At 39.6% G+C, this 20,850-nt stretch carries 23 protein-coding genes; 3 read left to right on the forward strand and 20 right to left on the reverse strand.

The window, feature by feature from the left end; translation table 11 throughout:
• Positions 1–4 precede the first annotated feature (4 nt).
• From ccsB to ACIQXN_RS09615, 14 genes are all read right to left on the reverse strand, one after another.
• A complete protein-coding gene (gene ccsB, locus ACIQXN_RS09550) occupies positions 5–1,183 on the reverse strand; it encodes a c-type cytochrome biogenesis protein CcsB (protein WP_402965443.1) in 1,179 nt (392 codons plus the stop codon).
• On the reverse strand, positions 1,176–2,825 hold the full coding sequence (gene resB, locus ACIQXN_RS09555; protein WP_402965448.1) for a cytochrome c biogenesis protein ResB: 1,650 nt from the start codon (positions 2,823–2,825) through the stop codon (positions 1,176–1,178). The genes ccsB and resB overlap by 8 nt, the downstream gene beginning before the upstream one ends.
• 18 nt (positions 2,826–2,843) lie before the next feature.
• Positions 2,844–3,374, reverse strand: coding sequence for a thiol-disulfide oxidoreductase ResA (gene resA / locus ACIQXN_RS09560; protein ID WP_402965452.1), 531 nt, complete (start codon positions 3,372–3,374; stop codon positions 2,844–2,846).
• A 197-nt stretch (positions 3,375–3,571) separates the two neighbouring features.
• Positions 3,572–4,312, reverse strand: a complete 741-nt coding sequence (rluB, locus tag ACIQXN_RS09565) for a 23S rRNA pseudouridine(2605) synthase RluB (RefSeq protein WP_402965456.1) — start codon at positions 4,310–4,312, stop codon at positions 3,572–3,574.
• Between the two features lie 295 nt (positions 4,313–4,607).
• The gene (locus ACIQXN_RS09570) at positions 4,608–5,147 is read right to left on the reverse strand and encodes a spore maturation protein (protein ID WP_402965460.1); all 540 of its coding nucleotides are present in this window, start codon (positions 5,145–5,147) and stop codon (positions 4,608–4,610) included.
• A gap of 2 nt (positions 5,148–5,149) precedes the next feature.
• A complete protein-coding gene (locus ACIQXN_RS09575; protein WP_402966082.1) occupies positions 5,150–5,743 on the reverse strand; it encodes a nucleoside recognition domain-containing protein in 594 nt (197 codons plus the stop codon).
• Complete coding sequence (locus ACIQXN_RS09580; RefSeq protein WP_402965464.1) at positions 5,736–6,896, reverse strand: serine hydrolase; 1,161 nt, start codon at positions 6,894–6,896, stop codon at positions 5,736–5,738. Before ACIQXN_RS09580 ends, ACIQXN_RS09575 begins: the two co-directional genes overlap by 8 nt.
• A 219-nt stretch (positions 6,897–7,115) precedes the next feature.
• On the reverse strand, positions 7,116–8,765 hold the full coding sequence (locus tag ACIQXN_RS09585; RefSeq protein WP_402965468.1) for an FAD-dependent oxidoreductase: 1,650 nt from the start codon (positions 8,763–8,765) through the stop codon (positions 7,116–7,118).
• 134 nt (positions 8,766–8,899) lie between these two features.
• Positions 8,900–9,463, reverse strand: a complete 564-nt coding sequence (ahpC, locus tag ACIQXN_RS09590; RefSeq protein ID WP_402965471.1) for an alkyl hydroperoxide reductase subunit C — start codon at positions 9,461–9,463, stop codon at positions 8,900–8,902.
• Between the two features lie 354 nt (positions 9,464–9,817).
• The gene (locus tag ACIQXN_RS09595) at positions 9,818–10,696 is read right to left on the reverse strand and encodes a superoxide dismutase (RefSeq protein WP_402965474.1); all 879 of its coding nucleotides are present in this window, start codon (positions 10,694–10,696) and stop codon (positions 9,818–9,820) included.
• A gap of 111 nt (positions 10,697–10,807) precedes the next feature.
• A complete protein-coding gene (locus ACIQXN_RS09600; protein ID WP_402965477.1) occupies positions 10,808–11,296 on the reverse strand; it encodes a YpuI family protein in 489 nt (162 codons plus the stop codon).
• A gap of 22 nt (positions 11,297–11,318) precedes the next feature.
• Positions 11,319–11,732: a hypothetical protein gene (locus ACIQXN_RS09605; RefSeq protein ID WP_402965480.1), complete on the reverse strand. Its 414-nt coding sequence runs from the start codon at positions 11,730–11,732 to the stop codon at positions 11,319–11,321.
• 56 nt (positions 11,733–11,788) lie between these two features.
• The gene (gene scpB / locus ACIQXN_RS09610) at positions 11,789–12,370 is read right to left on the reverse strand and encodes an SMC-Scp complex subunit ScpB (protein WP_402965483.1); all 582 of its coding nucleotides are present in this window, start codon (positions 12,368–12,370) and stop codon (positions 11,789–11,791) included.
• Entirely contained in the window at positions 12,357–13,124 is a 768-nt protein-coding gene (locus ACIQXN_RS09615) for a segregation/condensation protein A (protein ID WP_402965486.1), read from the reverse strand. The genes scpB and ACIQXN_RS09615 overlap by 14 nt, the downstream gene beginning before the upstream one ends.
• 218 nt (positions 13,125–13,342) lie before the next feature.
• Here ACIQXN_RS09615 and ACIQXN_RS09620 point away from each other — a divergent pair, with 218 nt between their 5' ends.
• Both ACIQXN_RS09620 and ACIQXN_RS09625 read left to right on the forward strand, forming a co-directional pair.
• Positions 13,343–13,435 (forward strand): YjcZ family sporulation protein, encoded by a 93-nt coding sequence (locus ACIQXN_RS09620; RefSeq protein WP_402869262.1) that lies wholly within the window; start codon positions 13,343–13,345, stop codon positions 13,433–13,435.
• A gap of 160 nt (positions 13,436–13,595) precedes the next feature.
• A complete protein-coding gene (locus ACIQXN_RS09625) occupies positions 13,596–14,132 on the forward strand; it encodes a DUF309 domain-containing protein (protein ID WP_402965489.1) in 537 nt (178 codons plus the stop codon).
• A gap of 41 nt (positions 14,133–14,173) precedes the next feature.
• Here the strand turns inward: ACIQXN_RS09625 and ACIQXN_RS09630 are convergent, their stop codons facing one another.
• Positions 14,174–14,509 carry a GNAT family N-acetyltransferase gene (locus ACIQXN_RS09630; RefSeq protein WP_402965492.1) on the reverse strand — a complete coding sequence of 112 codons (336 nt, stop codon included), beginning with the start codon at positions 14,507–14,509 and terminating at the stop codon, positions 14,174–14,176.
• A gap of 566 nt (positions 14,510–15,075) precedes the next feature.
• Between ACIQXN_RS09630 and ACIQXN_RS09635 the strand changes: the two genes are divergently transcribed.
• Positions 15,076–15,945, forward strand: a complete 870-nt coding sequence (locus tag ACIQXN_RS09635; protein ID WP_402965495.1) for a DUF1002 domain-containing protein — start codon at positions 15,076–15,078, stop codon at positions 15,943–15,945.
• Between the two features lie 87 nt (positions 15,946–16,032).
• On the opposite strand, the gene lysA is transcribed toward ACIQXN_RS09635, so the two are convergent.
• The 5 genes from lysA to ACIQXN_RS09660 form a co-directional block, all read right to left on the reverse strand.
• Positions 16,033–17,361 (reverse strand): diaminopimelate decarboxylase, encoded by a 1,329-nt coding sequence (gene lysA, locus ACIQXN_RS09640; RefSeq protein ID WP_402965498.1) that lies wholly within the window; start codon positions 17,359–17,361, stop codon positions 16,033–16,035.
• 270 nt (positions 17,362–17,631) lie between these two features.
• The gene (locus ACIQXN_RS09645) at positions 17,632–19,116 is read right to left on the reverse strand and encodes a spore germination protein (RefSeq protein ID WP_402965500.1); all 1,485 of its coding nucleotides are present in this window, start codon (positions 19,114–19,116) and stop codon (positions 17,632–17,634) included.
• Positions 19,100–19,678, reverse strand: a complete 579-nt coding sequence (gene spoVAEA, locus ACIQXN_RS09650; protein ID WP_402965503.1) for a stage V sporulation protein SpoVABEA — start codon at positions 19,676–19,678, stop codon at positions 19,100–19,102. The genes ACIQXN_RS09645 and spoVAEA overlap by 17 nt, the downstream gene beginning before the upstream one ends.
• A 42-nt stretch (positions 19,679–19,720) precedes the next feature.
• On the reverse strand, positions 19,721–20,143 hold the full coding sequence (locus tag ACIQXN_RS09655; protein ID WP_402965506.1) for a stage V sporulation protein AB: 423 nt from the start codon (positions 20,141–20,143) through the stop codon (positions 19,721–19,723).
• Positions 20,133–20,750, reverse strand: a complete 618-nt coding sequence (locus tag ACIQXN_RS09660; protein WP_402965509.1) for a stage V sporulation protein AA — start codon at positions 20,748–20,750, stop codon at positions 20,133–20,135. The genes ACIQXN_RS09655 and ACIQXN_RS09660 overlap by 11 nt, the downstream gene beginning before the upstream one ends.
• Positions 20,751–20,850: the final 100 nt, after the last annotated feature.

Below are 20,850 nucleotides of genomic sequence, written 5' to 3' on the forward strand. Positions count from 1 at the left end.
TTAATTAGGCATAAGAATGCAAACCGGCAATTACCAAATTGACGAATATCAGATTGAAAATCATAATGGCAAAACCGATAACGGCAAGCCATGCTGATTTTTCTCCCTGCCAACCTTTAGACATCCGCAGATGCAAGAACGCTGCATAAAACAACCAGGTAATAAGTGCCCATACTTCCTTCGGGTCCCAGCCCCAGAAGCGTGTCCAAGCAATTTGTGCCCAAATCATCGCAAAAATAAGTGCCCCTAGTGTGAAGACTGGAAATCCAATAAGAACGGAACGGTAACTGATTTCATCCAATAAGTTCAAATTAACATTTTTAACAAGCGGTTTTATTAGAGCGCCCACTCTTTTCCGAGCAATCAACCTTATTAAACCATATAAAACAAGTCCTGCACCTATCGACCAAATGACTGTGTTCAGTTTTTTCGCATTGATAATTGCAGGCATCTCCACCAATGGTTGGAATTGATCTTTTTCGATCATTACCCCTTCATGAGGACCTACCAAGGCAGGAAGAGTATATTCCTGTTTGGCTGCCATATCTTTTTTATCAACCCAATCAAAACTAGCTTTATAATCCATCATGGAGAAAGTGGAGGATACAATGACAAGCGCAAGTGTACTGACTAACGTATACATAATGATTTCAAGAAAAAATGTCCGTTTGCTTGCTTGTGTCTGTTCTACCGATTTAACCAGATAAATGATAGCGGCGATAAAGCTAATGGCTAGAATAGATTGTCCTGCAGCAGCAGTAGTTACATGAATATGAAGCCAATCACTCTGTAAGGCAGGGATGAGTGGCGATATTTCTGTAGGGAATAAACTTGCATAGGCAATGATTAATAAAGCAATGGGTAAGGCAAACAATCCAAGTACTGGCGTTTTATAAAGAAAATAGATCAAGATAAATGCGCCGACCATCATCATTCCGAAGAAGGTCGTAAATTCAAACAAATTACTTACAGGGGCATGGCCCGCTGCAATCCATCTTGTAATAAAATAGCCTACCTGTGCGGCAAAACCTAAAATCGTCAGGGTGATGCCTAATTTTGCCCAATTATTTTGTTTTTTCTCCTCTGCTCCTCTTTTATCCTTTATCGACCCACCAAATATAAAGGTCGCAATCAGATATAAAAAGAAGGCTGCATATAATAAATTCCCACTCAAATCAGCCATTTAAAACTTCCCCCTTATTAGAAGATTTCTCCTCTTCTAGTAAATCTGTTGGTTCACAAAGTGGTGTTGACTCTATCGCTTTTTTTATATCTTTCTTAATGCCGTGCCAGTTTTTGTTTGTATGGCCGGCGATCATTATTTCATTCTCTTTCCGTTTAATCCATATACGACGATGATTCCAATATGAACCTTGGACAACACCTATCATGAATATGATTCCACCGGTGAAAAGAATCCATAGGGTTAAATCTTTTCTCACTGTTAAACCTGTAACGTCTTTCGTCTCCACTCCGGCAAATGCCAGTTTATATGTATTTTCTCCCATTGGTTCCACCGTCTCTTTTATCGCTACAAAACTGACTTCCCCATCTGGTTTATCTGGCGTCTTCATTTTAAAGATAAATGCTGGATTATTCGGAACTTTCGATATGGTAATAGGTTTCCCGTTTTCATCAAATTCGAAATCGGGGAAATAACTCATTAATTCGACTGAATACCCTTTATCCAATTGATAGGTCTTTTGCGGATTATTTAAATCCACGGTCATATTTCCAAATTTCTCTTCTGTTTCTTTATCAATTAAATGAAAGGACATGGTACTAAGTTCATCTAATTTATAATCCACTTGATAGTAAGCAAAATGATCATGTTTCAATGGCTCGTTCACTTTTATTTTAAAATCTTTGATTTTATCGAGCTCCACTTTCTCACCTGGCAACCCTTCATCTCGACGCTCGAATAATGTTACATCCGCTTCAAAGGTCTTAGCTATCGTACCAGTTTTATCTATCGCGGCGCTGAACTGCTCGTCATCTTCATTCTCTTTATCATACACTTCTAATTTGAACTCATTATTCTTGAGATAATATTCCCCATGTGTCCCAGGAATCTCTTTTGTTTCACCTTCTCGTAGCCAAAGCACTTTATCAATATACATACCAGGGACGGAGCGTAGTAAAGCCCCAATTAAAAAAATGATAAGTCCGATATGGTTGACATACGGTCCCCATCTTGAAAAACGCCCTTTTTCAGCTAGAATGTTCCCGTTTTCTTCACGTATATGATAACGTTGCTTTTTCAGACTTTCTTTTACTTCTTCCAAATTCACATCGTGACCATCAAGCTTCGTTACTCCCGATACCCTTTGTCGCTTCATAAATCCATCATGACGAGTGATTCCTTGTTTCTTTAAGGATCTGTATAATGGGAAAAAACGATCGATACTAGCAATCAGAAGCGATGTGCCCAACATCGCAATGATGATTAAATACCACCACGAACTGTATAAATTATGAAATCCAAATTCGTAATACAACTTGCCCAGTTTTCCATACTCTGTTTGATAATGTTCTGCAGGTGTCACAGTGGAAGGAATATACATTTCCTGAGGGAATATCGTTCCAATTGCAGAAGCCACCAAAGCCAAGACAATAAGGGTAACCCCTACCTTCACGGAGGAGAAAAAGTTCCATATTTTATCGATGACCGTCTTATTATAGGTTTGTGAACGTCTCGCACTGCCCTCATATCGCATATCAATCAACTTTTTATCTTCTTTATTGTCTAGTAAGCTCCCGCAAACTTCACAAATCTTCGTACCGAATGGATTTACATGGCCACAGTCACACTTTACTTCTTTCATGTCAAAAACTCCCCAATATTATGGTTTAATTCTCTCCATATGCTTTTGGATGATCTCTTCTGTCAAGGCTCCGGTAATGATATCTATCACTGTTCCTTCTTTATCTATTAAAAAGGTAACCGGTAAAATATCTACGCGATAGGCATTCTCAACTTCCCTGCCTTTATCTATCATGATTGGGAAAGTAAGATTATGTTTTGCCGCATATTCATTAACCGAATATTCAGATTCCCCTACATTGACTGCTAATATCTCCACGCCTTTGTCTTTGTATGTTTGATATTGGCTTTCCATATACGGCATTTCATATTCACAAGGCTTACAATATGTACCCCAGAAGTTCAGGAAAACACCCTGTCCTTTATAGTCCGATAACTTATGCTCTGTTCCTTCCATGTCAGTCAAAACAAAGTTGGGTGCTTCGTTCCCCTTTTGAAGACTGTCATTCTTATCTTTAGTGAAGTTCGTATAAAGGGCAAACACTAAAGCTGCACCTAATAACAGTAGAATGATGGTCCTACTTACTAGGCGTCGCTTTTTTCTATCCATAGAAATCCTCCTAAGGCAGCTCTAAATTTCACCAAACCAATATACCTATAAACAAGATGACCATATTTTCTAAGATTCGTTGACACCTTTTTCGCGTCATGAAAGAAAAGGGATTTACAGGCTGTTTTCCACCACCCATTCAACGCTTTGATGAATGGGGTAGTGGTTTCAGCCTGTTAATATTGAAGTGAACCTTATTACATTCTCCGCTGTTTCGGATCAGTCGATGCCATCGTCCTCATTAATTTAACTTCATGTGGCGTTAACTCCCGGGAATCCCCAGCCGTCAATCCATCTAATGTCAAGAAACCATATTGTTCCCGTTTTAATTTAATAACAGGATGTCCAATCGCTTCGAACATCCGACGGACCTGGCGATTTCTACCTTCATGGATCGTGATTTCAATAATCGCCGTTTCCTTCTTCTTATCTGTCGTCAATACTCTGGTTTTGGCTGGAGCAGTCTTGCCATCTTCGAGCATAATTCCTTTTTCTAACTTCCTTAAGCTTTCACGTAAAGGTATCCCTTTCACTTTAGCCACATACACTTTATCTACTTCATGTTTCGGATGCATAAGTGTATTGGCAAAATCTCCGTCATTTGTTAACACCAATAAGCCCGAAGTATCATAATCCAGACGTCCCACAGGGTAAATCCGCTCTTGTACGAAAGGGAAATAATCCGTTACGACTTTTCTTTTTTTATCATCCGAAACAGCTGAAATGACGCCGCGCGGTTTATAGAATACGAAATATACAGGTGGCTCTTTCTCAAGTGGGACTTCATTTACCTCTACCTTGTCATTAGGACCAACCTTCACGCCTAATTCTTTCACTACTTTTCCATTCACTTTTACTTTACCTTCTAATATTAACTCTTCTGCCTTACGACGCGATGCTAATCCTGCGTGTGCTATTACCTTTTGCAATCTTTCCATCTATCTTCACCTCATAGTATAATCATTCGTTTGTTATTGTCTGTACATACACAATCATACAATTATTACATATAGCGAGGCAAAAACAAAAGGTTTTTCACGAATATGGCCGTTTCTTTTATTATTTCACCCATTTAGGATCGGTTATATAGGTTGGTTTCCATAATGAGTGTAACATAGCTTATTTTTCCATGGCAAAAAAATGTATTATTTTCTTTAAACCGTCATATATGTGATGCCCTAAAAAAGCTTATTAAATAAAAAAAGGAAATGGATACAACCATTTCCCTTAGCTTTATTTTGTCCCAAAAACAAGTGTGACGACCACGACCGCCGCTATAATTCCCACTAAATCTGCCAACAGGCCAACCTTGAGTGCGTCCCCCATCTTTTTGATACCCACTGCACCGAAATAAACGGTCAAGACATAGAAGGTCGTATCTGTACTTCCCTGTATTGTAGCAGCCAAGCGACCAACAAAGGAATCGGGTCCATACACGGAAATCAAATCGCTCGTCATCCCCAAGGCAGCCGTTCCCGATATCGGCCGGATGATCGCCAGAGGAAAAATCTCCGCTGGAAAATGGAGAAAGGTAAGTAGTGGCTTTATTACTTGCACAAATGAATCAAGAGCCCCTGATGCCCTAAACACCGAAATGGCGACAAGCATACCCACCAAGAAGGGGATTAGGGAGAAGGACATATCGATTCCTTCCTTCCCCCCTTCTACAAAGGTTTCATAAGTGGGTACCCTTTTAAACGTTCCGTATACTAAAATTGAGAGAATCAAAAGGGGTATCAGCCATATCGAAATGGACGTCATCCAATGTAACATCCTTATTCCCTCCCGTTCCGTTTTCTCCTGTAATAGAAATAGCGATCTATTGCTATTCCCCCAAATGCCGAGATGGCTGTAGCCACAATAGTAGGAAACACGATGTCAGTCGGAGACACTGCATCGTAATTCATCCGAATGGCAATGACGGTCGTTGGGATTAACGTGACGCTTGATGTATTTATCGCTAAAAAAGTAACCATGGAACGGCTGACCGTTACTTTATTTCCATTTAACTTCTTTAACTGCTCCATGGCTTTAATGCCTAATGGCGTCGCAGCATTTCCCAAGCCAAATGTGTTCGCCATCATATTTGATAAAATATAGCCCATTGCAGGATGGTTGGGAGGGACTTCTGGAAATAACCATCTCATGAAAGGCCTGAACAAACTGGATAGTTTTTCAAGCAGTCCTGATTCTTCCGCAATTTTCATTAATCCCAGCCAGAAAACCAAGATGCTCATCAATCCTAGTGAAAGTGTGACCGCTTCCTTGGCACTCACGAAAAGTGCCTCATTCACTTGATTCATGGTTCCGTTAATCATGGCAAACACTATTCCGATTACGGTCATGCCAACCCAAATATAATTAACCATTACGGTCAATTCCCAATACTGATTCAAATAAGGCCGCCCACGAAGATTTAAACGATTGCTGATTGAAACTTTCTAGTGTTTCTCCATAAAAGATGGACCTGCTACCGACCTGTTTTCCATTCAAATAGATATATGCCTTACCCACCACCTCAGGTATATTTCGTTTATCTTTCCACTTGCTCTCGGGCTTGAGGAATTTCATTTTGACTTTTATTAATTCTCTTTCGTCTTTAGTAAGTGGATAGGAAAAATCATTTTTGAAGTATGCATGTCCTTGGTATATAGGTTCTTTTATATCTTTTATGGCGCCTTCAGGTAGAATTTCAGTCAAACTATAATTCTTGAACGCAGCTTCATACATGCTGATATGATCATTCCAATCATCCGGCCCATTCAAAGTGACAGCGATAAGATCATGGTTGTTTTTTGTCGCTGTACTAACCAATGTCCGTTTTGCCAGTTTAGTATACCCCGTCTTTCCACCCGTACAATACTCATATAACTGTGTCAAAAGTCGATTTTTGTTTTTCCAAACGTAATCCCAATCTTCTGTGGAGTTAGGAGCCCGATGTACTTTAGTCCCAGCAATCTTGGCATAGGTTTCGTTCTTCATGGCATAACGAGTCAGTAAAGCCATATCATATGCCGTTGAATAATGATTCTTCGTATTATCCAATCCATGGGGATTCGTGAAGTGGGAATTCTTCATCCCAATTTCTTCTGCCTTTTGATTCATCATCCAGATGAAACCATCCAGGCTCCCCCCCACCTTTTCACTTATCGCAACAGCTGCATCATTCCCCGACCGGAGCATCAACCCATATACCAAATCTTCAAGCTTGATCTTTTCACCTTCTTTTAAATAAAGAGAAGATCCCTCCGTTCCAAAAGCATTCCCACTAATCGTGACGGTTTCATCCATCTGTCCCGATTCTATAGCCAAGATAGCCGTCATGATTTTCGTGATGCTTGCAATACGATTCTTTTCATGGGCATTCACTTCATAAATGACCCTTCCGCTTTCCTCGTCCATTAAAATGGCACTATGGGCACTGACCCCAACGTTAGCACTGACGCTCTGAACCGGTGCTAAAAAAGAAAAAAAGAGAATGACCATACATAATTTAGGTATTTCTTTATATAGAAAACGCATGAGTGCCCTCCCGTTTCTTTACTTGTTTTTGTACAAGTTTATGCAAATGGACAAGGGTTATGATTAAAATAATCGGATCCCCTTAAAGTTCCAGCAACACTCCGAAACAAATCAGGTGGGGAGATATATAATGACAAACTTGAAGGGACATATAAAAAACAATAAAAAAACCGATAAACAGACACTGTGTTAGGTCCATCCATCGGTTTATTCTTCCTATTAAACTAATAAAGCAGCGATTTCATCGATTTTTTTAGCACCAAAGACTACTTCCTCATCATTGATGATCATAGCCGGGACACTCATGACTTTATACTTTTTCTTAATGTCTTGGAAATTACTGATGTCGACCATTTCGGCTTCAACATTCGGGTTTTCTATCGCGATTCGTTGGGCACCAACTACAACGTCAGGGCAGAAGTGGCATGCCAAAGAAACCATTACTTTAATATTTGTCTTCTTGCTGATTGATTTGATTGAATCCCGGACAGCTGAATCCATTGCTTGACCTGGACCGGCAAGATTATAGATGGCTAAAATGAAGGAGTTCAGCTCATGCCCCCCTGGTACGCCATGGTACTTGACACCACTGTATTCCCCATTCGAATTCAACAGGGAGACTACAGGGAATTTATCGGCATTCACTTTTTCTTCCATATCTTTATTTTCGCCTTTATTATATAGCTCAAGATGAAGCTTATCCCCTAATTCGGCAACATCTAATAAGAAGTCACGTAATTCTACCGATTTGGGTAGGCTTTCATCCACGATTGATACTAAGGTCACGTCATTCTCCATCTTATCGAAGATTCCTTTTAGTTGGCCTCTTAACGTATCGCTCAGTAAGGAGCTCTTACCTGCTGGTGCAGCCGCTTGTTCCTTTTTCTCTTGCTGTTTTTCCACTTCCGGCTCATCTTTGATGCCTAAGCGGTCTTTTTCTTCTGCGATGTATTTACCTGCGTCCGTTGCGGCTATCGCTCCATCAGATACTGCTGTAATGATCTGACGTAAGGACTTCGGTCTCAAGTCACCCGCTGCGTAAACACCCTTTACATTTGTGTTCATATCGTCGTCAGTTAGAATATAGCCAGCACGGTCCATTTCAATATGGCCTTGGAAAATGGCCGTTTGAGGTTGATAACCAATGAACACGAAAATACCAAATGTACTGTCTTCTTCCTTCGCTTCATATTCCCACTCTTCTTTTGTTACGTTATTGATGAAGCGGGCACGTTGAATCATGCCATCGCCATAAGCACCTAGAATCTCTGTATTGAATTTGACCTCGATTTTCTCATTGGCCATTACTTTATCGACAATGGAAGGGGCACAAGAGAAGGCTGATTCGCGGGCGATGATGGTGACTTTTGTGGCAAATCGGGTAAGGAAGATAGCTTCCTCAGCCGCTGCATAACCTGCTCCGATGACAAAAACCTCCAATCCTTCAAAGAATTCTCCATCACAAGTTGAACAATAGGCTACGCCACGACCTGTAAATTCTTCTTCTCCAGGGAATCCAAGTTTTCTTGGAGTGGCACCCGTTGCAATGATTACAGCACGTGCACGATAGTCTCCACTAAGTGTTTTAACGACTTTTACCTCACCAGAAAAATCAACGCCTGTTACATCGACTTTAGCGAACTCCACACCGAAATCTTCGTTTTGAAGTTTCATTTCCTCCACTAATTTTGGGCCGGAAATATTGCGGATTCCAGGATAATTTGCTATTTCTGAAGTTGTAGCAGCTTGTCCTCCCCCCGTTCCTTTTTCCAGGATGATCGTTTTTAATTTTGCTCGTCCGGCATAAACCCCCGCTGAAAGACCTGCTGGTCCTCCCCCGATAATCAATAAATCATATATTTTTTCCATAGTTGTTCTCCTTGCTGTTTAAAAAATTTTATTTTTAAAGGACAAAAGGCACTTATTGAAGTAAGTGCCTTTTGTCAATCGTAGCTGTTTTATATATCAACTAGTTGATATATGTATAGGGAAATATCCTAAAATTAAAGTTTTCCTACTAGGTCAAAACTTGGCTCTAATGTATCTTCACCTGGAGTCCATTTAGCAGGGCAAACTTTATCTCCATGTTCTGCTACGAATTGTGCAGCTTGAACTTTTCTAATAAGTTCTTCAGCATTACGGCCGATTCCCATGTCATTCACTTCATATGATTTGATTTGCCCTTCTGGATTTACGATGAAAGTACCACGTAAAGCTATGCCTTCTTCTTCGACTAATACTCCAAATTGACGAGATAGAGCTAGTGCTGGATCTGCTAGCATTGGGTATTCGATTTTACCGATTGTATCAGTAGCATCTGCCCATCCTTTATGGCTGAAGTGAGAATCAGTTGAAACCGAGTAAACTTCACAACCGATTTCTTTGAATGTTTCATAGTTATCTTGAAGATCAGCTAATTCTGTTGGACATACGAATGAAAAGTCCGCTGGATAGAAGAAGAATACAGCCCATTTTCCTTTTACGTCTTCTAGTGTAACTTCTTTGAATTCTCCTGCTTGGTATGCTTGCACTTTAAAGTCTTCAACTTGTTTATTAATTAATGACATAATATTATTCCTCCAAATGAAATATTTTATTGATTCCTATTTATAGTAATTATTATTTAGTAATTAGTCAATAAATATACCTTAATAATTGTCATGTTCACATTTTTGCCACATCTTTATACTAATATAGATAAAAAACATTTAAAATTCCCTTGACTAGTCTATTTAACATACAATTATTATTATATCAAGAATAAAAATAACAAAGATTAAAGTTATTTCAATAAAAATAGAAAGGTCTATTTCTTATAACAATATTTTACAATTGAGAATGAAATTCGCTTTAAAACAAAAAAGACAGAACCCTCTGGTCCCGTCTCTCCCTCTCTTTTCGTAAACAACTCCTTAACTTGTCTATTGTTTTTTCCAAGTTAATTTTTTTGCTTTATTAAAACGCAAAGTTGTTTGCGGCCAATTCACAACATTCCACCATTTTTTTACGTAAGCAGCCCTATTATTTTTATATTGGAGGTAATAGGCATGCTCCCAGACATCCAAGACCAGGATCGGTATTGTATCCCATTGCGTCAAAATCATATGTCTTTCGGATTGAAGGATCTCTAGTCTACGTGCTCGTGGAACCCAGACTAAGATTGCCCATCCAACACCTTCCACCTGTTTGGCCGCTTCACTGAAATGACCTTTAAAAGCCTCAAAACTTCCGAAATCCCCTACAATCTGTTTATATAGCTCTCCTTTTGGCTGACCACCGCCTCCTGGTATCATGCCTTCCCAAAAAAGTGTATGCAGGTAATGTCCCGAACCATGGAAGGCAGCCTCCCTTTCCCAATGTTTCAAAAGCGAAAAATCATTGGTTTCTCTAGCCTTTTTCATCATTAACTCTGCTTTATTTAAGCCATCAACATATGTTTGATGATGCTTGTCGTGGTGCAATCGCATAATTTCAGCCGATATAATCGGTTCAAGTGCATCATAGGCGTATGGCAAAGGAGGTAGTGTATGTTTTCCGATCCCAACAGATTGCATTGTTTCATAGTTGATATTAATGTTTTTCGCTCTTTCTTCAATTTCTTTATAAATTTTGCTGATTTCTTTATCGATATTTTCCATTTCTTCGCTTTCTTTATCCCCAGTTACTAATGATTGTGTCGAATGTGAAAGCCTTTCTATACTTGATAACAGTTGCGGTTCATTGATATCTACACTATCCATGAATTTCTTCATTTCCTCTATCCAATCACGAACTTCTGATGCATATTGTCTTATATCCAATAAGCCACCCCCAAAAAATTTCAAAATAAGGCATCAGCGTATTTTATGTTTCAGCACAAGAGGAAATACCGTAAACAAAAAAACAGCAAGGCTATAAACCCTGCTGTTCTCTTATCTAGACTGTAACATCTTAGTCCGATAATCCGTTTCATAAAATTCAAGTTCTTCCCTCATATTCTGAAAGCCACTCTCCACCGTTTTTAAGATTGCGATAATGCTATCTGGCACGGCTTGATGAAACTTAATGGAATTCTTTCCCGTATAAGCAGATCGACTGTCTTCAAACCAACGGTCCGACTTCGGAGAAAAATACTCTTCTATACATTGATGATACACTCTATATAGCGTCTTTTCCGCAGCCGCTTTATTAAAAACCTCATTTTTAAGAACGATTTGACAAGCTTCCAAGCCTTCCTCACAACTTACAAGCATTCTTCTTAAACTGGAGAGTATTCCTTTATAGTAGCTTTCCTCACCCTTCTTTTCCTGTTGCAATTTAGTATAGGTGGTTTCATTCAAGAACTCCTCTAACTGAGCCACTGTCGTCTCTAAAAAGCTTTTTACATCCTCGAGCTGTGATTTCACCAAAGTATTCCCCAACCGTAAACCCTCCTCATAATGATTATGATAAATAAAAATCTAAATGTGTGTTAATATCATATGGTTTAGCTTGTTCAATCGATCTAAACACTTCCTCTAATTTGTGAAAATTCAGATCCAGGAAGCAACTTGCTAAATCTTTTTCAGAATTTATATATAATCGCTTTCGGCTGGACAAACTTGGTTCTTTAATCAAACAAATCAAAGCAATAATATCAGCCATATAAATATCTCTAGAATGGCTTTTGAAAATGGGATCTTTGGGATAGGGCGTCCATTGGGTAACCCGCTCATCGAAATAACGAAGATATACTACATTCAAGATCTTTTCTTCGCCGTCCTTTATGTATTTTACAGTGGAACGGTTAAAGAAATCCTCTGGAGAATTTGGTTTTCCTTTTTCAAGACCAACTCCATTGCATGCTAGAATGTGCAACTGCACCCCTCCAAACATCCATTTTTTTCTATATTATCACAAATCATGAAAATATGTTATTCGATTGTTTTTTGGAAGTTCTCGAAAAACAGGTCAGCTTCTCCATTTTCGAAGTTTTCTTCTGTATTATCGGCAAGGGGCGGCAACTCTTTAATCGAATTCAGACCGAAATAATCTAAGAATTCTTTCGTTGTACCATATAAATAAGCTCGGCCTGAACCTTCAGCCCTACCAACCTCTTTAATCAAGACTTTCGTAACAAGAGTATGAAGTGGTCGATCCGTCTTGACACCGCGAATTTCATCTATTTCAGCTCTAGTAATCGGCTGCTTATAGGCGATTATCGCCAATGTTTCCAAAGCTGCCTGAGTCAATCCCTGGGAACCTGATGTTTCCACAAGTTTTTTCAAGTAATCAGAGTGCTCTTTCTTTGTTGCCAACTGGAAAGCACCGGCTATTTCAATAATTTGAATTCCACGTAAATCCGAGAGATAGTCTTCCTTTAAACTCTCGATGATGTCCGTCGCTTGATATTCCGTAATTTCGAGGACAGAGGCAATTTGCTTGACGGAAAGACCTTCATCTCCTGATGCAAACAGTAATGCCTCTAGTATCCCTTTCCAATTAATAACTTCCAACTGGTTCTACACCTTCCTTAGCTACAATCATAATTTCCGAGAAATTATCTTCTTGTTCCACTTTAATTTCATTTAGTTTCATCAATTCCAGCACCGCTAAAAATGTAATGACTATATGTTCCTTGACTGGCTCTGGGAAAAGGTCAAAAAAGCTTTTCTTCCCTTTAAAGGTTTGGAGATCCGTCAAGATTTCTTCCATGCGTTTTTCAATGGAAATCTCTTGTCTCGTCACTTTTGTATAGAGGGGCTTTTGAATCTTTTGCCGGCGGAGTAGCTTTTGCAAGGCACCCAACATATCGTAAAGGCTAACGTTTAACTCCTGTAATTCACTTTCCGTTTCTTTTACATATTCGGACAAATCGCTTGGCGGTTTAGTAAATATCAAGTTCCGTTCTTCTTCCAGGCCTTTAAATTCTTCTGCGGCAGATTTGTACTTTTTATATTCCAATAGTTTCTCCACAAGCTCGTCTCGTGGATCTTCTTCGAATATTTCTCCATCCTCATCGATCAAAAGCTCATCTTCATGCTTAGGCAACAGCATTTTACTTTTGATTGCGAGCAAAGTTGCAGCCATAACCAGGTATTCACTTGCCACATCCAATTCAAGATGTTGCATGGTATGGATGTAACCTAAGTATTGTTCGGTGATATCAGCCATAGGAATATCATAAATGTCTATTTCTAGACGGTTAATCAAATGAAGGAGTAAGTCCATCGGTCCTTCGAATGCGTCAATCTTAATATTATAACCCATCAAAATACCCCATTTAAATCTAATTGGCCTTTTATTAGGCCTTTTTCTTCATTTCAAGTATAGTGGATTGCCGGCTCTTTATCCATTACAAATAAAGGAGCACTTGATTTAAAAGTTTCTCGATAAGGATTTTTTTTAATGGGTCGTTGCCCAATCATATTTGTAAAATGAACATAGTCTAAGAATGTAAGATAAGCAGAACAAAGGAGGTACTTATTATGGGTGGCAATGCAGGAGGTTTTGGCGGAGGTTTTGCGTTTATCGTAGTATTATTCATTTTATTAGTTATCGTCGGTGCTTCTTGGTTATAATCGAATACTGACGACACAAGCTGATTGCATAGCAATCAGCTTTCCTTATTTTTTCAGGACATTTTTTTATGGTACTATGGTGTTTATACCGAGAAAGTGGGTAGACGTCCAAGAACTGTCTTATCTATAGAGAACATCAGCTAAAAGGAGGGGCTTACCATTGCATTTACCTGAAGACTATCTCTCATTTCTCGTCCATTTTCACGGAACGAGGGATTACTTTGAGTGTCATGAAATACTTGAAGAATATTGGAAAGAAACCGCTCCTAAAGAACGTGATTCACATTGGGTCGGACTTATCCAAATCGCCGTTGCACTCTACCATGACCGCAGGGGCAACAACGCAGGAGCTTCTAGAACTCTTGCAAAGGCCATCTCCAACCTTCGTTTGAAAAAAGCCGAGCTGCAACAATTGGGCCTTGATTCAGAAGCCCTGATCGATTTGCTTCAGCAGACACATGAACGTATGTTGCTTAAAAGGCCATATAAAAGTATCAACCTCCCCATCAAGGACCCTGATTTACTTGCACAGTGTCAATCCTTATGTAATGAAGAAGGATACACTTGGTGCATGGAAAGTGATTGTACTAATTTGGAGCTGGTCAATAGGCATTCGACACGTGATCGTTCTGAAGTCATTTTAGAAAGGAACAGACAACTTTCTCAGAGGAAATTAAAAATAGAGGACGGCTCATGAGAGGCTCCTCTATTTTCGATTCACTTATTAGAATAAGTTTCTTAACACTTTTCAATAAAACTTTCAGTATGTTCGTTGGCCTTTAATTCTTTGTCAGGATATTGTTCCTTCACTGACCTGACCATTTCTTTGCCAATGCCTTGCTTACGGAAAGAAGGATTGACAGATATGTGTTGAATCTCGATGAAATCGGAACTTATCTGTATGCCAATCAGGCCGATAATTTCTTCATCTTTCCATAAGAACAACTGCAAGTTTTCATCTGTTTCATAATTCTTCATGGTATTCCGAAGCACTTTTATCTCTTTTTCCTTTGGCATGAAAGATAATAACCCCATGGCAAATTTCTCATAACTTTTCTTATACTTAATCAACATAATATCCCTCGTTACTAAATAACGTTTTTTATTAATTACTTGTTTATCTAGTTAATACGCTATGATGTACTCTCACTTATGACATTTACATCATACATAAAAACTTTCTTCGTTTCAACATCACTTTCAGCACTTGATTTATAGATATTCTAGTGCTACGCGATGAATGCCCAGTAGATAATTCCCCATATCAAAGCAACAACAAGCATCATAAGTAAAAGTGTTTTATTGCTTTTTCTCATCCCATACTCCCTTTATTTTTATGATTAACTATTTAAATATCGAATTCATTCTACTATAACTTAGCACATTTTGACAAATTCACTTGCAATCTTACGCTGTTTTTACTACATTGATAAAGGATACAATGGTTTCACAGCCTGGCCTCTTCGTTCACATGATAAAGAGGTGTTACTTTTGCGGCATATTTAATTCAGGAAAAAATTTTTCATGAAAAACTGTATCTTTTTTTCCCTTAGATTCGTCCATTGTAATGTAACCCTTTAAGTAGGTTAAAATCCTTTAAAGAAATCCATTTTTTAGAGGAAAAGTTAAGGAGGAAAATCATGAAAAGTATGAAAAAATGGGTCATTGTGACCATTTTATTGTGTCTGTTATTGCCTTATAAGGCCTTTGCGGATGCTGCCGTTGGCGATATGATTGTTACGCTTGGTGAGAATTTGTCTAAAGAACAAAAAAGCATGCTTCTTTCGGAGATGAAGGCCCCTGATGACGTGGAAATCCTGACGGTCACCAATGCGGAAGAACATGAGTATTTAGGAGATTACATTGCTAGCAGATTAATAGGAACAAAAGCTATATCATCATCTGCCATTACGTTAGAGGAAAAAGGTACAGGACTTAAATTGGAGTCGAAAAACATTAATTGGGTTACCGATGAAATGTATATCAATGCACTTGCAACCGCTGGAGTTAAGGATGCTACCGTCTATGTTACTGCACCAATCCCAGTTTCCGGTACAGCTGCATTGACAGGGGTCATCAAAGCATATGAGCTTTCTTCTGATAAAGCAATCTCTGAAGATGTTAAACAGGCAGCTAATGAAGAAATGGTAACCACTGCTGAATTGGGAGATGAAATTGGTACGGAAGAAGCTTCTGCACTAGTGACGAAAATAAAAGAGAAAATGGCAGAAAATCCTCCTGCCACCACGGAGGATGTCCGTAAGATTGTAGAATCCGCGGCAAATGACCTTGGCCTGGTCTTAAATGAAGGTCAAATTCAGAGCCTTATTGATTTATTTAATAAATTAAAAGAATTGAATATTGACTGGACCGCCGTTGGAGATCAATTGACGGAAGCTAAGGATAAATTGTCCAACTTCCTTGAATCCGAAGAAGGGCAATCTTTTCTGGATAAATTAAAGGATGTTTTCAATAGTTTAATAGAAGCTATTAAATCATTTTTCAGCTGATTAACATTGACCGTAACTGGATATATAGTAAAAGGCAGCACGTTGGTTTTCAACGTTTCTGCCTTTTTTTATTTTTGATTGCCATGATTATTCTTTATTATGGCCTACTGCTTCGTGGAAGGCTAAATCCTGGCGGATGAGATCATCGAACGTTTCACGCTTGATGACTAAACGAGCTTCCCCATTTTCAACGAAAACCACCGCTGGTCTTGGGATCCGGTTATAATTGTTAGACATGGAATACCCATATGCACCTGTACAGAAAACAGCTAAAATATCTCCGCGTCCAGCTTTTGGCAAGGGCAAATCCCAAATCAACATATCTCCGCTTTCACAGCATTTCCCTGCAATGGCCACCGTTTCCTCAACTGGATCAAGCGGGCGATTAGCAAGAACGGCATCATACTTAGCTTCATATAGAGCAGGACGAATATTATCGCTCATGCCCCCATCAACGGCTAAATATTTACGAACGTCCGGAACTTCCTTTTCGGAACCGACCTTGTATAAGGTTAGACCTGCATCCCCGACCAAGGAGCGACCAGGTTCTATCCAAATCTCCGGCATTTCTATATCTGAATCGGCAATCTGTTTTTGCACTTCCCTCACAATTTCCTCTACATATTGAGAAGCTGGAAGCGGATCGTCTTCTTCTGTATAACGGATGCCGAATCCGCCACCAAGATTCAACACCTTTGGCTGAAAACCTATTGATTTATGCCATTCTTTCAGCTTTCCAATAATTTTTTGGGCAGCCAGAAGGAACCCTGTTGTTTGAAAGATTTGTGAACCTATATGACAGTGCAACCCGAGAACTTCAAGCCAGTTGCTTTTTATCGCTTGGTTCAGGGCATTTTCGGCCTGTCCATTAATAAGATCGAAACCGAACTTTGAATCTTCCTGCCCCGTTAAAATATAATCATGTGTATGAGCTTCAATACCAGGTGTCACACGTAAAAGGATTTGGACGCTTTCTTCACGATTTGAACAAATCTCTTCAAGTAGCGTCAATTCAGAAAAGTTGTCCACAACAATGCAACCTATTTGATTATCCAGTGCCATGTGTAACTCTTCTATACTTTTATTATTTCCATGGAAATGAATGCGTTCAGCTGGAAAACCGGCCTTAATCGCTGTATATAATTCCCCTGCCGAGACGACATCGAGAGATAGCCCCTCTTGTTCTGCCAATTGGATCATGGCAATCGATGAAAATGCTTTACTCGCATATGCCACCTGCGCCGGTATCCCCAATTCTTCAAATGTTCGTTTAAAACCCCTTGCCCGCTCGCGTATCAATTCTACATCATAAACGTATAACGGCGTTCCGAACCTTTCGGTCAATTCAACTGTGTCCACACCGCCAATTTCGAGATGTCCTTGATCGTTTACATGACTCGTTCCATACATATGCATATTAGTCTCACCTTCCTGACTCAAAACTTACGGTTCAAGATAGGGGTGCTCAAGAGGGTTTTCCCTATGAGAAAAAGGTTTAGCCCCTTTGAGCTATTCTTATCCATTTTCATCCTATCTACCTGTTTAATACATGATCCATCAATATAATTACGGTTAGTTCGAAGTCAGATTGGTTTAACTTCAAAGAGTTTTAAACTCTTTGTAAAGCCACTTTACTGCTTTATTCGAATAAAATTAAATTAACACAACTTTTCGACAACATCAACCTTAAGATTTCTTAGGCTGTCTATATTTGTCCTGAGGATGGACGATACTCGGTCGTTCTCTAGAGCCCGGGAAAGGTCTTCTTAATATAATATGAGACAGGGCCCTCGGCTGAAATGGAATTAATGGCCATAGATACGGAGTATTCAACGCTTTTATGCTTGTTAATAATATGATATAAAGCGTTATGCCTATGATCAAGCCAGGCATTTTAAATAAAGCCACCGAAACGATCAAGGCCAATCGAGCAAGTTTATTGGCGACACCCAATTCCAAACTCGGGGTAACAAACGTTCCTATGGTCGCTACGGACGCATATAGAACGACTTCCGGGACAAATAACCCTACATCAATCGCAATCTGTCCAATCAATACTGCAGCGATTAATCCCATGGCAGTGGATAGTGGAGTCGGAGTATGGATGGCCGCCATCCTTAAAAACTCAATCCCGATATCCGAAATGAAAATTTGGACAACAAGCGGAATATGCGTTTTTTCACTCGGACCGATAAATTCCAGCTTATCCGGAAGAAAATGCGGTTCTAAACAAAACAACAACCATAAAGGAAGCAAAAATAACGAGGCCGCTATCCCGAGAAACCTCGTCCATCGCACCATGGTGCCGACAGCAGGAGATTGCCTGTATTCTTCCGCATGCTGCATATGATGGAAAAGGGTAGAAGGGGTGATGATGACACTAGGTGAAGTATCCACATAAACCAGCACATGACCCTCTAGCAAGTGTGTTGCCGCCACATCAGCCCTCTCTGTGTAACGGACAAGCGGATATGGGTTATATCCTTGTTTAACGATAAACTCTTCTACCGTCTTATCGGCCATCGTTAATCCATCTATTTTAATATCTTTCAATTTTTCACGAACGATCTCAATTAATCCCGGGTCTGCTATGTCTTTTATGTACCCGATGGCAATATCCGTTTTTGAGCGTTCCCCCACTTTCATGATTTCAAAACGTAATCTCTCATCGCGGATTCTCCGTCTAGTAATAGCGGTATTCACGATGATATTTTCAACAAATCCATCTCTCGATCCACGGACAACTTTTTCTGTATCTGGTTCTTCCGGCTGCCGTCCTGGATAACTCCTGACATCAACAACCAAAGCTACGTCATATCCATCGATGACAATGACAACTAAGCCCGAAAGAACTTGATCAACCAACTCATCCATCGTTTTTATTTCTTGAACTGATTGGTGAACGAGCAAGTTTTTAATGAAATCAAACACCTTGGTCGTCTTCAATTCTGTGTTTTCGGAATGGACCATCGAGTTAAGAAGTTCAATGATGAACTCCGCATCCGTAAGTCCATTCACATAATAGAGATGAATATCTTTTCTTAATACTTTTATTTTTCTTACTCCTAAATCAAAACTGACACCTAGACCGACCTTATCTTCCATGTAGGAATCAACTTCCACCACTTTACTCGGGATGGGCTTCATATTTTGTTTATCCTCTGATGCCATCAAGACCACTCCTTTCCAATATAATTTGCACCGCAAGTTTTGTGATTGGTGCTCCTTTTTTAAAGTCATCCTGGTGTGACATTTTTCCAATATCCCCAATTCCAACAACGATTGGAGCCTTTAATTCATCAATGCAGTAAACCGTATCGCCCGTGATTTTTCCGATTTCGTATTCCTGGGCCCCAAATTTGTCGACCCCATTCTCCGTCAGTTGTCCGTCCCTGTCTATGCAAACATCGACCTTGGTCCATTCTTCTCTCCTAGTTCTGGAGGCGACGGCAATAACGCCAAGGACATGGATGTCAGGATGGCTTGCAACCACTCTCATCGCCGTTTCACCAAATCCTTCCCCAATGAAGCCACTATCATCGAACATGACCAAGACGGGGTCATGCTTCGCTTGCTTTATGAGCTCCACTAACTCCAAACCCGTATATCGTGACGGATTACCCTGTGACATAGAAATGCAGCGTCCTCCGATTTCTCTAGCCACCAGTTCCACTGCGCGATTTGCATATACATCTCCATCCGTTATCAATATCACTTTCCGTTTGGTCACCATCTGGAGCCCTCCTTTCATCATCAGGTATGCGTATGGTCATGATTATAGATCGATAAAATAAATCCATTGAAATAGCGAACCAACTATTTTACCTAAAACAAGTGCCATAAGAAGGTAAATGATTTTATCTTGTATCCCAATTCGTTTAGAGAGGATAGGGAAAACATTCAATACCTCGGTCAAGGCCGCTGCAAGCATTCCATTAAAAATCCCATCTGCGAGACCAATGGGAATCAATAAAATGCTAGGAAGAGAAAAGATAGTCCCCTGCAGGCCAAACCATGTTCCCCCAACCACTCCCGATATAATGGCCGCTTCATAAAAGCGAACCATTTTTAACGTTTTCGTCAGCTGAGTCAGTCTTGGTATCACACCAAGCACAGTCAGAAACGCTACAAAACCAGCACCTGTAGCAATACCTCCGGCTAGCCCTACAAAAATCCCGAAGATGATATTACCTGTCATCGAGATGTCGCACACTCTCATTATTTTCATTCATAATGACGTAACGGTCTAAATCCTGCTGGTAATTGAACATTTCCACCTCGAGCGGGCTAGGTTCTTCATTAAAACGCTTCTTAAAGAAATGATTAAAAAATAAAATCATTCCAATGCCAAGTCCAAAACTATAGGGTATTTGAATCAATAGAGGCTTTTCATCCACCCTTCCTGTTATCAGCGTAAAGAGTTTTTGATGGACTTCCGCCATACTGACATCGACATGGAAATTCATGATGGTGATCCCCCCTCCAATAAACAAGAGGAACCAAATAACGGCAAAGGTAATGAAAGACATTTTCCTTTTGGAATAAATGACTTCAATAATCGTCTGGGATGGCCCAATTGTCTCTACTTCAATATGTGGTTCGATTGCTTGTATCGCCATGATGAGCTGGGCCAAATCGATGATGATGATATTTTTATCTTCACTATTCACCGTCAATAAAAGAGTTTCGTCGATTTTCGAAATTAATTCTTCTGGACCGATTATTTTTGCAACATCCTTTATCCTTACCTTTTGGTTTACCTTGACATGTACTCGATTCCTCATCCTGGTATATATGACTGCCATCGCTTTCACATCCCGACCTTTTATTTCCTTATGATACTAGTATGGATTGGAAACAGAGTGAAAATGCAGGAAGAGAACGATGTCCAAATATTACTAATTC

The organism is Peribacillus sp. NPDC097295 (assembly GCF_044761665.1).
Taxonomy (GTDB): Bacteria; Bacillota; Bacilli; order Bacillales; family DSM-1321; genus Peribacillus.

Bases quoted from the DNA above. Each gene is read 5' to 3' on its own strand.
- ACIQXN_RS09575 (WP_402966082.1), bottom strand. From the start codon at position 5,743: ATGGTTAATTATATTTGGGTTGGCATGACCGTAATCGGAATAGTGTTT.
- ACIQXN_RS09580 (WP_402965464.1), bottom strand. From the start codon at position 6,896: ATGCGTTTTCTATATAAAGAAATACCTAAATTATGTATGGTCATTCTC.
- rluB (WP_402965456.1), bottom strand. From the start codon at position 4,312: ATGGAAAGATTGCAAAAGGTAATAGCACACGCAGGATTAGCATCGCGT.
- ACIQXN_RS09585 (WP_402965468.1), bottom strand. From the start codon at position 8,765: ATGGAAAAAATATATGATTTATTGATTATCGGGGGAGGACCAGCAGGT.
- ACIQXN_RS09645 (WP_402965500.1), bottom strand. From the start codon at position 19,116: ATGGCATCAGAGGATAAACAAAATATGAAGCCCATCCCGAGTAAAGTG.
- ahpC (WP_402965471.1), bottom strand. From the start codon at position 9,463: ATGTCATTAATTAATAAACAAGTTGAAGACTTTAAAGTGCAAGCATAC.
- resB (WP_402965448.1), bottom strand. From the start codon at position 2,825: ATGAAAGAAGTAAAGTGTGACTGTGGCCATGTAAATCCATTCGGTACG.
- ACIQXN_RS09660 (WP_402965509.1), bottom strand. From the start codon at position 20,750: ATGGCAGTCATATATACCAGGATGAGGAATCGAGTACATGTCAAGGTA.
- lysA (WP_402965498.1), bottom strand. From the start codon at position 17,361: ATGCATATGTATGGAACGAGTCATGTAAACGATCAAGGACATCTCGAA.
- ACIQXN_RS09615 (WP_402965486.1), bottom strand. From the start codon at position 13,124: ATGGGTTATAATATTAAGATTGACGCATTCGAAGGACCGATGGACTTA.
- ACIQXN_RS09630 (WP_402965492.1), bottom strand. From the start codon at position 14,509: ATGTTGATTAAGTATAAGAAAAGTTATGAGAAATTTGCCATGGGGTTA.
- ACIQXN_RS09635 (WP_402965495.1), top strand. From the start codon at position 15,076: ATGAAAAGTATGAAAAAATGGGTCATTGTGACCATTTTATTGTGTCTG.
- ACIQXN_RS09655 (WP_402965506.1), bottom strand. From the start codon at position 20,143: ATGACAGGTAATATCATCTTCGGGATTTTTGTAGGGCTAGCCGGAGGT.
- ACIQXN_RS09570 (WP_402965460.1), bottom strand. From the start codon at position 5,147: ATGTTACATTGGATGACGTCCATTTCGATATGGCTGATACCCCTTTTG.
- spoVAEA (WP_402965503.1), bottom strand. From the start codon at position 19,678: ATGGTGACCAAACGGAAAGTGATATTGATAACGGATGGAGATGTATAT.
- ACIQXN_RS09620 (WP_402869262.1), top strand. From the start codon at position 13,343: ATGGGTGGCAATGCAGGAGGTTTTGGCGGAGGTTTTGCGTTTATCGTA.
- resA (WP_402965452.1), bottom strand. From the start codon at position 3,374: ATGGATAGAAAAAAGCGACGCCTAGTAAGTAGGACCATCATTCTACTG.
- ccsB (WP_402965443.1), bottom strand. From the start codon at position 1,183: ATGGCTGATTTGAGTGGGAATTTATTATATGCAGCCTTCTTTTTATAT.